The organism is Pseudomonas oligotrophica, from assembly GCF_021726475.1.
Taxonomy (GTDB): domain Bacteria; phylum Pseudomonadota; class Gammaproteobacteria; order Pseudomonadales; family Pseudomonadaceae; genus Stutzerimonas; species Stutzerimonas oligotrophica.
In genome coordinates, this window is record NZ_JAKJRU010000010.1 from 14,833 (window position 1) to 28,479 (window position 13,647).

The 13,647-nt window shown below is 69.2% G+C and carries 16 protein-coding genes; 6 read left to right on the top strand and 10 right to left on the bottom strand.

Annotated elements, in window-relative coordinates; translation table 11 throughout:
* Positions 1-37: 37 nt before the first annotated feature.
* The 4 genes from L3N39_RS18275 to edd form a co-directional block, all read right to left on the bottom strand.
* The gene (locus tag L3N39_RS18275) at positions 38-1,456 is read right to left on the bottom strand and encodes an ATP-binding protein (RefSeq protein WP_237258934.1); all 1,419 of its coding nucleotides are present in this window, start codon (positions 1,454-1,456) and stop codon (positions 38-40) included.
* Between the two features lie 50 nt (positions 1,457-1,506).
* Positions 1,507-2,247 carry a response regulator gene (locus tag L3N39_RS18280; protein WP_237258847.1) on the bottom strand — a complete coding sequence of 247 codons (741 nt, stop codon included), beginning with the start codon at positions 2,245-2,247 and terminating at the stop codon, positions 1,507-1,509.
* Positions 2,248-2,332: 85 nt separating this feature from the next.
* The gene (locus L3N39_RS18285; protein WP_237258848.1) at positions 2,333-3,286 is read right to left on the bottom strand and encodes a glucokinase; all 954 of its coding nucleotides are present in this window, start codon (positions 3,284-3,286) and stop codon (positions 2,333-2,335) included.
* The gene (edd, locus tag L3N39_RS18290) at positions 3,283-5,112 is read right to left on the bottom strand and encodes a phosphogluconate dehydratase (protein WP_237258849.1); all 1,830 of its coding nucleotides are present in this window, start codon (positions 5,110-5,112) and stop codon (positions 3,283-3,285) included. Before edd ends, L3N39_RS18285 begins: the two co-directional genes overlap by 4 nt.
* 128 nt (positions 5,113-5,240) lie before the next feature.
* Between edd and gap the strand changes: the two genes are divergently transcribed.
* Positions 5,241-6,245 carry a type I glyceraldehyde-3-phosphate dehydrogenase gene (gap, locus tag L3N39_RS18295; protein ID WP_237258850.1) on the top strand — a complete coding sequence of 335 codons (1,005 nt, stop codon included), beginning with the start codon at positions 5,241-5,243 and terminating at the stop codon, positions 6,243-6,245.
* Positions 6,246-6,267: 22 nt separating this feature from the next.
* Positions 6,268-6,741, top strand: coding sequence for a methylglyoxal synthase (locus L3N39_RS18300; RefSeq protein WP_237258851.1), 474 nt, complete (start codon positions 6,268-6,270; stop codon positions 6,739-6,741).
* Positions 6,742-6,776: 35 nt separating this feature from the next.
* Here L3N39_RS18300 and L3N39_RS18305 read toward each other — a convergent pair whose 3' ends face one another.
* The 6 genes from L3N39_RS18305 to L3N39_RS18330 form a co-directional block, all read right to left on the bottom strand.
* On the bottom strand, positions 6,777-6,962 hold the full coding sequence (locus tag L3N39_RS18305; RefSeq protein ID WP_237258852.1) for a DUF1289 domain-containing protein: 186 nt from the start codon (positions 6,960-6,962) through the stop codon (positions 6,777-6,779).
* The gene (scpB, locus tag L3N39_RS18310; protein ID WP_237258853.1) at positions 6,959-7,759 is read right to left on the bottom strand and encodes an SMC-Scp complex subunit ScpB; all 801 of its coding nucleotides are present in this window, start codon (positions 7,757-7,759) and stop codon (positions 6,959-6,961) included. Before scpB ends, L3N39_RS18305 begins: the two co-directional genes overlap by 4 nt.
* Positions 7,760-7,776: 17 nt before the next feature.
* Complete coding sequence (locus tag L3N39_RS18315) at positions 7,777-8,475, bottom strand: segregation and condensation protein A (RefSeq protein WP_237258935.1); 699 nt, start codon at positions 8,473-8,475, stop codon at positions 7,777-7,779.
* Positions 8,476-8,639: 164 nt separating this feature from the next.
* The gene (locus L3N39_RS18320; protein WP_284691955.1) at positions 8,640-9,854 is read right to left on the bottom strand and encodes a tryptophan--tRNA ligase; all 1,215 of its coding nucleotides are present in this window, start codon (positions 9,852-9,854) and stop codon (positions 8,640-8,642) included.
* A 40-nt stretch (positions 9,855-9,894) separates the two neighbouring features.
* Positions 9,895-10,518: an L-threonylcarbamoyladenylate synthase gene (locus L3N39_RS18325; RefSeq protein ID WP_237258854.1), complete on the bottom strand. Its 624-nt coding sequence runs from the start codon at positions 10,516-10,518 to the stop codon at positions 9,895-9,897.
* 14 nt (positions 10,519-10,532) lie between these two features.
* Positions 10,533-11,399, bottom strand: coding sequence for a PHP domain-containing protein (locus tag L3N39_RS18330; RefSeq protein ID WP_237258855.1), 867 nt, complete (start codon positions 11,397-11,399; stop codon positions 10,533-10,535).
* A 253-nt stretch (positions 11,400-11,652) separates the two neighbouring features.
* Here L3N39_RS18330 and L3N39_RS18335 point away from each other — a divergent pair, with 253 nt between their 5' ends.
* The 4 genes from L3N39_RS18335 (at position 11,653) to L3N39_RS18350 (ending at position 13,622) form a co-directional block, all read left to right on the top strand.
* Complete coding sequence (locus L3N39_RS18335; RefSeq protein ID WP_237258856.1) at positions 11,653-11,952, top strand: YciI family protein; 300 nt, start codon at positions 11,653-11,655, stop codon at positions 11,950-11,952.
* A 59-nt stretch (positions 11,953-12,011) separates the two neighbouring features.
* On the top strand, positions 12,012-12,392 hold the full coding sequence (locus tag L3N39_RS18340) for an SH3 domain-containing protein (RefSeq protein ID WP_237258857.1): 381 nt from the start codon (positions 12,012-12,014) through the stop codon (positions 12,390-12,392).
* 10 nt (positions 12,393-12,402) lie between these two features.
* Complete coding sequence (locus tag L3N39_RS18345) at positions 12,403-13,080, top strand: response regulator transcription factor (protein WP_237258858.1); 678 nt, start codon at positions 12,403-12,405, stop codon at positions 13,078-13,080.
* Positions 13,081-13,211: 131 nt separating this feature from the next.
* Positions 13,212-13,622: a Spy/CpxP family protein refolding chaperone gene (locus tag L3N39_RS18350; protein ID WP_237258859.1), complete on the top strand. Its 411-nt coding sequence runs from the start codon at positions 13,212-13,214 to the stop codon at positions 13,620-13,622.
* The last annotated feature ends 25 nt before the right edge of the window (positions 13,623-13,647 follow it).

Genomic DNA, 13,647 nt, shown 5'->3' on the forward strand with positions numbered 1-13,647 from the left:
TGGTCACAGGCTCGTTACATTCGCGTGCCTTGAGGGTTCAACGCGGCAACGCCAGGGTGACCCGCAGCCCACCCTCACGCAGGTTCTGCAGGGTGACCTCGCCACCGTGGGCGTGGGCGATGTTGCGCGCGATGCCCAGGCCCAGGCCGTAGCCCTGCTGGTTGCCGGCCAGGCGGAAGTGCGGCTCGAAGATCTTCTCCAGACGCTGCTCGGGCACGCCCGGCCCTTCGTCGTCGACGTGCAGGACGAACGCACGGTCATCGTCCTCGATGTGCAGGTGGGCCTTTTCGCCGTACTTCAGCGCGTTGTCCAGCAGGTTGCCGATGCAGCGCTTGAGCGCCAGCGGCTTGCCCGGATAGGGCGCCAGCGCCCTGCCCTGCAGCGTCACCCGGCCGTTGCCGGCCGGCGCCAGATAGGGCTCGGTGACGGTATCGAGCAGCAGGTTGAGGTCGACCGGCTCGATGTTCTCGTGGATGTCGGTGTCCTTGACGCACTGCAGCGCGCCCTTGACCAGCAGCTCCAGCTCGTCGAGGTCGCGGCCGAACTTGGCCTGCAGGGCTTCGTCCTCGAGCAGCTCCACGCGCAGGCGCAGGCGCGTGATCGGCGTGCGCAGGTCGTGGGAAATCGCGCTGAACAGCTGGCTGCGCTCGTTCAGGTAGCGGCCGATGCGCTCGCGCATGCTGTTGAACGCCCGGCTCACTTCCACCACCTCGCTGCCGCCATGCGCGGGCAGCGGTTCCACCTCGCTGCCCAGCGACATTTCCCGTGCTGCCCGCGCCAGGCGCTTGAGCGGCCGGCTCTGCCAGTGCACCAGGAGGCCGATGAACAGCAGCAGGAAGGCGCTGGTCAGCACGATGAAGCCGATCTGCTGCGCCGGCAGCCCTTCCTGCTCGAGGCTGACGTAGGGCGCCGGCATCAGCGAGGCCAGGTACAGCCATTCGTTCGGTGCGATCTGGATCTGCGTGACCAGCACCGGCGGGTTCAGCGGCTCCAGGCTCAGCGCGTAATGGGCCCAGGAGCGCGGCAGCTCGTCCAGGCTGATGCCACTGTTGAAGATGCGCAGGTCATCGGGGCTGACGAATTGCACCGAGAGATCCGCCTGCTTGCCCAGCCGCTGGCGCAAGGCGCCTTCCACCGTTTCCAGCACCGCGCGCTTGCGCGGCGTTTCCGGCAGGACCTGCATGCCCAGCGGGCGGTCGTTGAGCGAGACGAAGAAGCGCGTGCCGCCCATGCTGCGCAACTGGTCGAGCACCAGCGGCCGGTAGCCGACCGGCAGCGACTGGAAGTAGCTGACGCTGGCGCCCATCGACTGCGCCAGGCTGCGGGCGCTGGTCAGCAAGCCCTCCATCTGGCTGGCACGCAGCTGCGAGACCCAGATCAGGCTGGACAGCGTCTGCGCCAGCAGCACCGCCAGCAGGGTCAGCAGCAGCATGCGCCCGAGCAGCGAGCGCGGCACCGGCAGGCGCCAGCGCCTGGCCTCGCGCGCGGCTGGCTCCTCGTCCTCGATCATGGGCGGCCGGCCTCGGCGCAGGGCACCACCTGGGCGGCCAGCAGGTAACCGGCGCCGCGCACGGTACGGATCAGCCGCGGCGCCTTGCCGGTGTCGCGCAGGCGCTGGCGCAGGCGGCTGACCGCCATGTCGACGATGCGCTCGAGCGGCATCACCTCGCGGCCGCGGGTGGCGTTGCCGATGGTGTCGCGGTCGAGGATCTGCATGGGGTGGTCGAGGAACAGCTTGAGCAGGGCGAAGTCGGCACCGGAGAGGAATACCTCCTCGCCATCGGCATGGAACAGCCGGTGGCTGACCAGGTCCAGCCGCCACTCGTCGAACGCCAGCACGTCGCCGGAGGGGCGCTCCTGGGCGAACTGGGCGCGACGCAGCAGCGCCTTGATCCGCGCCAGCAGTTCGCGCGGGCTGAACGGCTTGCCCAGGTAGTCGTCGGCGCCCAGCTCCAGGCCGATCACCCGGTCGGCCTCGTCGGAACTGGCGGTGAGCATGATCACCGGCATCTGCGCCAGGCGCTGGTGCTCGCGCACCCAGCGGCAGAGGCTGAAGCCGTCCTCGTCGGGCAGCATGACATCGAGGATCACCAAGTCAGCGGCTTCGTCCTGCAGGGCCTGGCGAAAGCCGGCGCCATCGCCGACCGTGCGCACCTGGAAGCCGGCACGGCTCAGGTAGGCCTGCAGCAGCTCGCGGATCTCCTGGTCGTCGTCGACCAAGAGGATGGTTCTAGCGGATGGGCTCACGACGGCCTTCCTTGTTGTTCTGACTCATACGACGGACCGGGCACACACCGCGCATCCCTTCCTTGCACCTCAACCGCCCCGGCCCCTAGAGCGACTGCTGCAGTGCCACGCCGGCGCCCTCCAGCCCGGGGTACTCGGCGGTCACCAGCCACACCGGGATGCCGTCGAAGTAGCCGCTCATGCAGCCCTTGTCGGCCAGGGCGCGGGCGAAGCCGCTGGCCTTGAACAGCTCGGCGAAGCGCGGCACCACGCCACCCACTATATACACGCCGCCCCGCGCGCCAAGGGTCAGCACGTCATCGCCGGCGACCCGACCGAGCCACACGCAGAACTGCTCGAGCACCGCGGCGGCCCGGGCGTCGCCGGCCAGCGCGGCGGCGGTGATCTGCGCCGGCGAGGCCAGCACCGGCTCCTCGCCGGCGACGCTGCAGCTGGCGCGATACAACTGCAGCAGGCCGTTGCCGCTGAGCACATCCTCGGCGCGCACGTGGCCGAGGCGCTGGTACAGCACCTGCCACAAGGCCATCTCGCGCAGGTTGCCGATCGGCAGGTCGACATGCCCGCCTTCGCCCGGCAAGGCTCGCCAGCGGCCATCGCCGAGCGGCAGCAGGGTACCGACGCCGAGCCCGGTGCCCGGCCCGATCACCAGGCGCGGGCGCTCGGGGTCGGCGCTGCCCGGGCAGATCTCCATCAGCTCGTCCGGCCGGAGCCGGGTCATGCCCAGCGCCATGGCCGAGAAATCGTTGATCAGCAGCAGCTCGCAGAGCCCCAGTCGACGGCAGAATTCGGCACGCGACAGCCGCCAGTGATTGTTGGTAAAGCGGAACTCGTCGCCCTGCACCGGCCCGGCGCAGGCCAGGCAGACCGCCTCGACCTCCGCCACATCCTGCCCGATCGTCTCCAGGTAGCTGCGGATCGCCTGCTCGGGGGTGGGAAAGTCCGCCACCGCCAGCACCCGCACCGCCTCCAGCCGCTCGTTGCGCCACAGCGCGAAGCGCGCGTTGGTACCGCCGATATCGCCAACCAGCCCGAGCTTCACTTGAGACCCTCCAGGCTGGAGGTGAAGGCGCTGGCGCCCTGCTCCGCCGAACTGAACGCGGCGCGCATGAAGGCAAACAGCTCGCGGCCGCAACCGACGCCCTTGTCTTCCGGCGCCGCCACGGCTTCGCGCGCCGCCCAGTCGGTCGGATCGACCAGCACCTCCAGCCGCCCCTCGATGCCATCGACGCGGATCAGGTCGCCATCGCGCACCCTGGCCAGCGGGCCGCCATCGATCGCCTCCGGGCACACGTGGATCGCCGCCGGTACCTTGCCGGAGGCGCCGGACATGCGCCCGTCGGTGACCAGCGCGACCTTGAAGCCGCGGTCCTGCAGCACGCCGAGGAAGGGCGTGAGCTTGTGCAGTTCCGGCATGCCGTTGGCCTTCGGCCCCTGGAAGCGCACCACGGCAATGAAGTCGCGCTCCAGCTCGCCGGCCTTGAAGGCCGCGGCCAGCTCGGCCTGGTCATGGAAGACCCGCGCCGGCGCCTCGACCACCTGGTGCTCGGGCGCCACCGCCGAGACCTTGGTCACCCCGCGGCCGAGGTTGCCTTGCATCACCCGCAGGCCGCCTTCGGCCGAGAACGGCCTGGAGACCGGCCGCAGGATGCTTTCGTCCAGGCTCTGCGCGCTGCCGTCGCGCCAGGCCAGCCGGCCATCCTCGAGGAATGGCTCGCGGGTGTAGCGCTGCAGGCCGTGCCCGGCCACGGTGTTGACGTCCTCGTGCAGCAGCCCGGCCTCGAGCAGCGTGCGCACCAGGAAGCCGACGCCGCCGGCGGCATGGAAGTGGTTCACGTCGTCCTTGCCGTTGGGATAGACCCTGGCCAGCAGCGGCACCACTTCGGACAGCTCGGCCATGTCCTGCCAGGTCAGCTGGATGCCGGCCGCCTGGGCGATCGCCGGAATGTGCAGCGTGTGATTGGTCGAGCCGCCGGTGGCGTTCAGCGCGACCACCGAGTTGATGATCGCCTTCTCGTCGATGATCCGCCCCAGCGGCATGAACTCGCCGCCCTGCCGGCTCATGCGCGCGGCCCGGCGGGCGGCTTCGCGGGTCAGCTCGTCGCGCAGCGGGGTGTAGGGATTGACGAAGGAGGAGCCGGGCAGCTGCAGGCCCATGATCTCCACCATCATCTGGTTGGTGTTGGCGGTGCCGTAGAAGGTGCAGGTGCCGGGGCTGTGGTAGGACTTCATCTCCGATTCGAGCAGTTGCTCGCGGGTCGCCTTGCCCTCGGCGAACAGCTGGCGCACCTCGGCCTTTTCCTTGTTGGAGATGCCCGAGGGCATCGGCCCGCCCGGCACGAACACGCCCGGCAGGTGGCCGAAGCGCAGCGCGCCGAGCAGCAGGCCGGGGACGATCTTGTCGCAGATGCCGAGGTACAGCGCGGCGTCGAACATGTTGTGCGACAGCGCGATCGCGGTGGACAGGGCGATCACCTCGCGGCTGGCCAGGCTCAGCTCCATCCCCGCCTCGCCCTGGGTAACGCCGTCGCACATGGCCGGCACGCCGCCGGCGAACTGGCCCACCGAGCCGATCTCGCGCAGCGCCTGCTTGATGAGCTCGGGGAAGTGCTCGTAGGGCTGGTGCGCCGAGAGCATGTCGTTATAGGCCGAGACGATGGCCACGTTGGCTTCGTCCATCAGCCGCAGGCGCTGCTTGTCGGTGGTCGAGGTACAGCCGGCCACGCCGTGGGCGAAGTTGGCGCACTGCAGCCGACCGCGCTGCGGGCCCTCGCTGGCCGCGGCGTCGATCAACGCCAGATAGCGCTCGCGGGTGGGTCGGCTGCGCTCGATCAGCCGCTGGGTTACCTCAAGCACACGGGGATGCATGTCACGACTCCTGGCTTCGATGTATTTATGTTTTTACGACAAAAATTCTGCCATCCAAAAGGCTTGATTTCTAGGCTCACGGGAATAATCTTGTAATTCCAACAACAAATAACTCGGGACCGTGACCCATGACCCTACGCATTGCCATCAACGGCTTCGGCCGTATCGGCCGTAACGTTCTGCGCGCCCTCTACAGCGGCGCATACCGACAGCAACTGCAGGTGGTGGCCATCAACGACCTGGGCGATACCGCCCTCAACGCCCACCTCCTGCGCTATGACAGTGTGCACGGCGCCTTCGACGGTGTCGTCGAAACCGACGAGGAACACCTGATCGTCAACGGCGACCGCATCGCCGTCAGCGCCATCCGCAACCCGGCCGAACTGCCCTGGCGCCGCCTCGGCGTGGACGTGGTGTTCGAATGCACCGGCCTGTTCACCGAACGCGACAAGGCGAGCGCCCATCTGACCGCCGGCGCCGGCAAAGTGATCATCTCCGCGCCGGCCAAGGGTGCCGACTACACGGTGGTCTACGGGGTCAACCACGACGGGCTGCGCCAGCACCACCAGATCGTCTCCAACGCCTCCTGTACCACCAACTGCCTGGCGCCGGTGGCCCAGGTGCTGCACCGCGAGCTGGGCATCGAGCATGGCCTGATGACCACCATCCATGCCTACACCAACGACCAGAACCTGTCCGACGTCTATCACAGCGACCCGTACCGCGCGCGCTCGGCTACCCAGTCGATGATCCCGACCAAGACCGGCGCCGCCGAAGCCGTCGGCCTGGTGCTGCCGGAGCTGGCCGGCAAGCTGACCGGCATGGCCGTGCGGGTGCCGGTGATCAACGTCTCGCTGGTCGACCTGACGGTGGAGCTGCGCCGCGAAACCAGCGCCGCGGAAGTCAACGCGCTGCTCAAGGCCGCCAGCGAACACTCCACGGTGCTCGGCTACAACAGCCTGCCGCTGGTGTCCTGCGACTTCAACCACAACCCGCTGTCGTCGATCTTCGACGCCAGCCACACCAAGGTCAGCGGCAAGCTGCTCAAGGTGATGGCCTGGTACGACAACGAGTGGGGCTTCTCCAATCGCATGCTCGACAGTTGCCTGGCGCTCTGCCAGGCGCCAGGGTAAGCGCCATCACCGGGACCTGCACATGAGCCGCATCGCCTTCACCAGCGCCAGCCTGCCGGCGCGCAAGCGCATCGCCCTGGTCGCCCACGACCATTGCAAGGGTTTCCTGCTGGACTGGGCCGGGCGCCAGCGCGAGCGCCTGGCGCGCCACGAACTGGTCGCCACCGGTACCACCGGCATGCTCCTGCGCGAGCGACTCGGCCTGCCGGTGGAGAGCCTGATCAGCGGCCCGCTCGGCGGCGACCAGCAGATCGGCGCGCGCATCGCCGAGCGGCGGGTGGACCTCCTGGTGTTTTTCTGGGACCCGTTCGAGCCGCAGCCCCACGACCCGGACGTCAAGGCCCTGCTGCGGGTCGCCGCGGTATGGAACATTCCGGTGGCCAGCAACGAGAGCACGGCCGACTACCTGCTCAGCAGCGCGTTGCTGAAGCAGGCGCATGAGTACCGGATTCCCGACTATGCCAGCTACCTGCGGGGACGCCAGGCCGCGGACTGAGCCGCCGGCGAGGCGCCAGGCCCCGGGCAACGCGCCTAGCGCTTCTTCTTGCGCCGACCGGTGGCCTGCAGGGCGAGCAGGCGCAGCTCGGCCTCGGCCAGGACGACGCGCCGCCCGGGTTTGTCGAGCTTCTTCCAGGCACGGATTTCCTGGCGCGTGCGCCCGCAGCCGCGGCAGACCTCGTCGTCGAAGGCGCAGACGCCGATGCAGGGGTCCTTCACCGGCGTGCGTCCGGCGCCCCGGACGCCTCCTCGGCGATGTCCTCGTCGTCGGCCTGCGGCTCGGCGGTCGGCAGGTCGTCGAAGTCGGTCTTCAAGCCCTGTTCCATGGAATCGAGGTCGGCCAGCAGGCTGCGGAAGCTGGTCTCCTCGCGCGGCCCGGCCGGCGCCGCGTCGCCCTCCTCCAAGGCCAGGTCGGCCCGCGCCTGCAACCCGGCCGGCACCGGCGCCTCGTCATCGAGTGCCGACTGCGGCTCGGGCTCCATCTCGCGCAGCACGGCGAGCGGCGGCAGCTCGTCGAGACTGGCCAGGTTGAAGTGGTCGAGGAACAGCCGGGTGGTGGCGAACATCGCCGGGCGGCCGGGCACGTCGCGGTGGCCGACCACGCGGATCCACTCGCGCTCGAGCAAGGTCTTGACGATCTGGCTGTTGACCGCCACGCCACGGATGTCCTCGATCTCGCCGCGGGTGATCGGCTGGCGATAGGCGATCAGCGCCAGGGTCTCGAGCAGCGCGCGCGAATAGCGCTGCGGACGCTCCTCCCAGAGACGGCCGACCCAGGGCGCGAAATGCTCGCGCACCTGCAGGCGATAGCCGCTGGCCACCGCCTTGAGCTCGAAGGCGCGCCCCCGGCAGGACTTGTCCAGCACCTCCAGCGCCTTCTTCAGTTGCGCCGTCGACGGCCGTTCGGCCTCCTCGAAGAGCTCGCCCAGGCGCTCCAGCGACAGGGGCTTGCCGGCGGCCAGCAGGAAGGCCTCGAGCAGGGAAGCGAGTGCCTTGGGGTCGGAAAGATCGAGCACGGGGTTACCTCGGGAAATCAATCGCTGCGGCTGCGCACATGGATCGGCGCGAAGGGCTCATTCTGCACCAGCTCGACCAGCGATTCCTTGATGAGCTCGAGCACCGCCATGAAGGTGACGACCACGCCGAGGCGGCCTTCCTCCACGGCGAACAGCTCGACGAAGGGCACGAAGCCGCCACCCTTGAGGCGCTCGAGCACCTGGCTCATGCGCTCGCGGGTCGACAGCGCCTCGCGTGTGACCTGGTGGCTTTCGAACATGTCGGCGCGGCGCAGCACCTCGGCCATCGACAGCAGCAGCTCTTCCAGGCTGACCTGCGGCAACAGCTTGCGCGCCCGCGCCTCGGGCGCATCCAGGCGCGGCACATGCAGTTCGCGGCCGACGCGCGGCAGCTCGTCCAGCCCCTCGGCCGCGGCCTTGAAGCGCTCGTATTCCTGCAACCGGCGGATCAGCTCGGCACGCGGGTCGTCCTCTTCCTCCAGCGCCTCGCTGGAACGCGGCAGCAGCATGCGCGACTTGATTTCGGCGAGCATGGCCGCCATCACCAGGTACTCGGCGGCCAGTTCCAGGCGCACCGACTTCATCAGCTCGACGTAGCCCATGTACTGGCGGGTGATCTCGGCCACCGGGATGTCGAGGATGTCGATGTTCTGCTTGCGGATCAGGTAGAGCAGCAGGTCCAGCGGCCCCTCGAACGCCTCGAGGAACACCTCCAGCGCATCCGGCGGGATGTACAGGTCCTGCGGCAGCTCGGTGACCGCCTCGCCGTAGACCAGCGCCAGGCGCAGCTGCTCCGGGCCGGACGGCGCGGATGCGGGGAGTTCGGCGTCGGCCGGTGTGTGCTGCATCGAAGGCTCCGCAAAAGAGCCGAGCCGGCGGCTCAGCGGTGATTCATGCCCATCGCCTGGCGCACTTCGGCCAGGGTGTCGCGCGCCTCGTCGCGGGCGCGCTCGGCGCCTTCGGCAAGGATGCTGCGCACCACATCGGGGCTCTGCTCGTAGTCCAGCGCGCGTTCGCGCAGCGGCGCGAGGTCGGTGGTGATCGCCTCGATCAGCGGCGCCTTGCACTCCAGGCAGCCGATGGACGCGCTGCGACAGCCCTGCTCGGCCCACTGGCAGACCTCGGCGCTGGAGTGGGTCAGGTGCATCGGCCACACCGGGCAGCGCGTCGGCTCGCCCGCATCCTCGCGGTGCACGCGCGCCGGGTCGGTGGGCATGCGGCGGATTTTCTCGTCGATCTGCGCCGGCGTGTCGCGCAGGAAGATCGCATTGCTGGTCGAGTTGGACATCTTGGCCCCATCCAGGCCGGCGAACTTCGGCATGTCGCCAAGCATGGCGGCCGGCTCGGGCAGCACCAGCTTGCCGCCGCCTTCGAGGTAGCCGTACAGCCGCTCGCGGTCGCCGATGGTTATGGTCTGCTGTTCCTTGAGGATCGCCCGCGCGGTGTTCAGCGCCTCGACGTCGCCCTGCTCCTGGTAGCTCTTGCGCAGGCTGGCGTAGAGCTTGGAGGTCTTGCGCCCCAGCCGGCGGATCGCCGCCTCGGCCTTGAGCTCGAAGTCCTCCTCCTTGCCGTACAGGTGGTTGAAGCGCCGCGCGATGTCGCGGGCGAACTCGACGTGGGGCAACTGGTCGGCGCCGACCGGCACCTGCCCGGCGCGGTAGAGCAGGATGTCGGCCGCCTGCAGCAGCGGGTAACCGAGGAAGCCGTAGGTATCCAGCTCGCGCCCGGCCAGGCGCTGCTGCAGCTCGCGGTAGGACGGCACGCGCTCCAGCCAGCCGAGCGGGCAGATCATTGACAGCAGCAGATGCAACTCGGCGTGCTCGGGCACGTGCGACTGCACGAACAGGGTCGCCGAGCTCGGGCTGACGCCGGCGGCCAGCCAGTCGATGGCCATCTCCTGCGCGTGGCGGCCGATCTCGCCGCTGTGTTCGTAGTGGGTGGTCAGCGCATGCCAGTCGACGATGCAGAAATAGCAGTCGTACTCGTGCTGCAGCCTGATCCAGTCCTTCAGCACGCCATGGTAGTGGCCCAGGTGCAGCGGGCCGGTCGGCCGCATGCCGGACACCACGCGGCGCTGGAAATCGATCGAACTCAAAAGGCTGTCCTTGTCGGGGGTCGCATGGCCTGCCGGTCACTCAGAGCATGAAGGGGGCCGGATCGCCGGCGCCGGCGCGCAGGACTTCCGGCTGATCATCGACCAGGCTGATGACGGTCGATGCCTCGACGCCGCCGTAGCCGCCATCGATGATCAGGTCCACCTGGTGCTCCAGCACGTCGCGCATCTCGTAGGGATCGCTCATCGGCAGCTCTTCGCCGGGCAGGATCAGGCTGACGCTCATCAGCGGCTCGCCCAGCTCGGCCAGCAGCGCCTGGGCGATGGGCTTGCTCGGCACGCGCAGGCCGATGGTGCGGCGCTTGGGATGCAGCAGCATGCGCGGCACCTCGCGGGTGGCCGGCAGGATGATGGTGTAGAGCCCTGGCAGGTTGGCCTTGAGCAGGCGGAACGCGGCGGTGTCGACCTTGGCGAACACGCCGAGCTGCGACAGGTCGCGGCAGGCCAGGGTGAAGTTGTGCTTGTCGTCGAGCTGGCGGATCCGGCGGATGCGCTCGATGCCCGCCTTGTTGCCGATCGCGCAACCCAGGGCGTAGCTGGCATCGGTGGGATAGACCACCACACCGCCGCCGCGGATGATTTCCACCGCCTGCTTGATCAGCCGCGGCTGCGGGTTGTCCGGATGGATCTGGAAGAACTGGCTCATCTGCTGCTCCCTGTTCAGCCGGCGGCCGGTAGCCGGCCGTCATCTCCGAAATGCCGCCACAGCGGCGCGAGGTCCTCGGGCAACGGCCGGTACAGGCCCAGCTCGGACCACTGCCCCGGCCCGTGGAAGTCGCTGCCGGCGCTGGCCATCAGGCCGAACTCGCGGGCCAGGATCGACAGCCCGCCGACCTGCTCGGCCGGCTGCATGCCGTTGGAAACTTCCAGCGCATGACCGCCCGCCTCGGCGAACGCGGCGACCAGCCGGCGGCGCTTGCTGCGGGTGAACTCGTACTGCCAGGGATGCGCCAGGCTGATCCAGGCGCCCGAATCCTGCAGCGTCGACATCGTCTGCTCCAGCGAGGGCCAGTGTTGCTTGACGTCGCCCAGCTTGCCGGCACCCAGCCATTTGCGGAACGCCTCGGCGCGGTCGCGCACGTGGCCGGCGCGCACCAGCGCCTCGGCGAAATGCGGCCGGGCCGGGGCGTTGTCGCTCTCGCCGAGTTCCTGCTGCACCGCGCGGGCACCCTCGAGCATGCCGGCCATGCCCTTGGCCTCCAGGCGCTGGGCAATCAGTCGTGCGCGCTGCCAGCGCCCGTCATGGAGGGCCGCGATGGCGTGCTGCAGCGCCGGCGCCTGGGGCTCGAAGGCGTATCCCAGTACATGAATGGTAGCCCCGTTCCACTGGCAGGACAGCTCGATGCCGCTGACCAGCGAGACCCCCAGGCGCGCCGCGGCCTGGCCTGCCTGCTCCAGGCCGTCGAGCGTGTCATGGTCGGTCAGCGCCAGCAGGCGCACGCCCTGGGCGTGGGCGCGGGCCACCACCTCGGCCGGCGCCAGCGTGCCATCGGAAGCGGTGCTGTGGCAGTGCAGATCCACGCTCATCAAAATCGAAACTCTCCTGGTGACCTCGCCGCAGCGCCTGCGACGAGTGCGAAGGCGCCGAAGTGTAACGCCGGGCGCCACGGCTGTCCGGGCTTTCGCTGCTGAGCCTTTGACCCACGGCCCCGGCAGAGGTGCGACGGCAGCCGCCAGCCCTTGCCGGGCCCGCTTTTCTGCAACAGCCGGTTTGCTATTATCGCCGGCTTCATCCCCGCGGCCGGCACGCCCGCCGGCCGCCGCTGCCCAGGAGTCCTCCATGCTCTACGCCATCATCGCCACCGACGCCCCCGGCTCGCTGAACGAGCGCCTGGCTACCCGTCCGGCCCACCTCGCCCGCCTCGAGCAGCTCAAGCAGGAAGGCCGCCTGGTGCTGGCCGGCCCGCATCCGGCAGTCGACAGCAACGACCCGGGCGAAGCAGGCTTCAGCGGCAGCCTGGTGGTCGCCGAATTCGACTCCCTGGAGGCCGCCCGCCAGTGGGCCGACGCCGATCCGTACAAGGCCGCCGGCGTCTACAGCGACGTGCTGGTCAAACCCTTCAAGAAAGTGCTGCCCTGAGCCGATAGCGGACCAAGCGGTGCCTCCTGTCGAGGCGCCGAGACCGGAAAGGAGTCCCGATGCGTCCTGCCCCGCTGATCACCTCGCTCGCCCTGCTGCTGGCGCCTTCGCTGACCCATGCCCAGGCGCTCGAGCCGGCGCCTGATACCGCCGAAGCCAGCACCAGCGCCGCGCTCGTCCAGCCGGCGGCGCCGCTGGAGCAAGCCCACGCCAGCGACTTCGATATCGAGGCCACGCGCACGCTGCTGACACGGCTGCGCCAGGAAAACCAGCGGCTGAAACTGCAGCTGGAGGAAGCCCGCCAGGAGGTCGGCGAGCTGGCACCGCTGCTCGACGAGCGCCAGCAGTGGTTCGTGACCGGCGCGGGCGTCGGCGTGGTCAGCTTCATTCTCGGCCTGCTGGTCACGCGCAACCGCCGCCGGCGGGAATGGATCAACTGATCGGAACACCATGACCGAACTATTGCTGATCGACGACGACCAGGAGCTGTGCGAGCTGCTTGGCAGCTGGCTCGCCCAGGAAGGCTTCGTCACCCACGCCTGCCATGACGGCCAGAGCGCCCGCCAGGCGCTGGCCGAGCTGCAACCGGCGGCGGTGGTGCTCGACGTGATGCTGCCCGACGGCAGCGGCCTCGAGCTGCTCAAGCAGTTGCGCAGCGACCATCCCGGCCTGCCGGTGCTGATGCTGTCCGGGCGCGGCGAGCCGCTGGACCGGATCCTCGGCCTCGAACTCGGCGCCGACGACTACCTCGCCAAGCCCTGCGACCCGCGCGAGCTGACCGCCCGCCTGCGCGCCGTGCTGCGCCGCAGCCAGCCACCGGCGACCCCCTCGCAACTGGAGCTGGACGATCTCTGCTACAGCCCGGCACGCGGCGTGGCGAGCATCGACGGCCACGAGGTCAGCCTGACGCTGTCCGAGGGCCGGATCCTCGAAGCGCTGCTCGCCCAGCCCGGCGAGCCGCTGGACAAGCAGGCGCTGGCGCAGCATGCGCTGGGGCGCAAGCTCACCCTCTACGACCGCAGCCTGGACATGCACGTCAGCAACCTGCGGCGCAAGCTCGGCCCGCACGCCGACGGCCGCCCGCGCATCGTCGCGCTGCGCAGCCGCGGCTATCTGTATGCCCCCTGAGGCTTTACCCAGGCTTTACCGAGCACTGACGGCAGCTGACCTTGCGCTACCTAGACTGGGCTCCATCCGGTGCAAGCGGGCCTGAACCCGCACCACCAGGCACCGGTCACGGAACCAGGAGAACCCAGACCATGCGCAAGACCCTCACCGCCGTACTGTTCGCCGCTGCCCTGCCCACCCTCGCCTTCGCCATGCCCGATGCCGGCCCCGGCGAGCACCACGGCAAGCGCGGCCAGCACATGTTCCAGGCGCTCGACCTCAGCCGCGACCAGCAGAGCGAGATCCGCAAGCTGATGGGCGAGCAGATGAAGAGCCGCCACGACATCACCCAGCGCTACCTCGACAAGCTGCCCGATGCCGAGCGCAAGGCCATGCAGGACGAACTGGCGAGCAGCCAGGAGAAGACCCGCCAGCAGATCAACGCCTTGCTCAAGCCCGAGCAGCAGAAGCAGTTCGAGGAACTGCAGAAGAAGATGGAAGACAAGCGCGCCGAGCGCGAGGAATTCCTCAAGTGGAAAGCCGAGCAGAACAAGCAGAGCTGACCGCCGCAACCCTGACCGCCCGCTG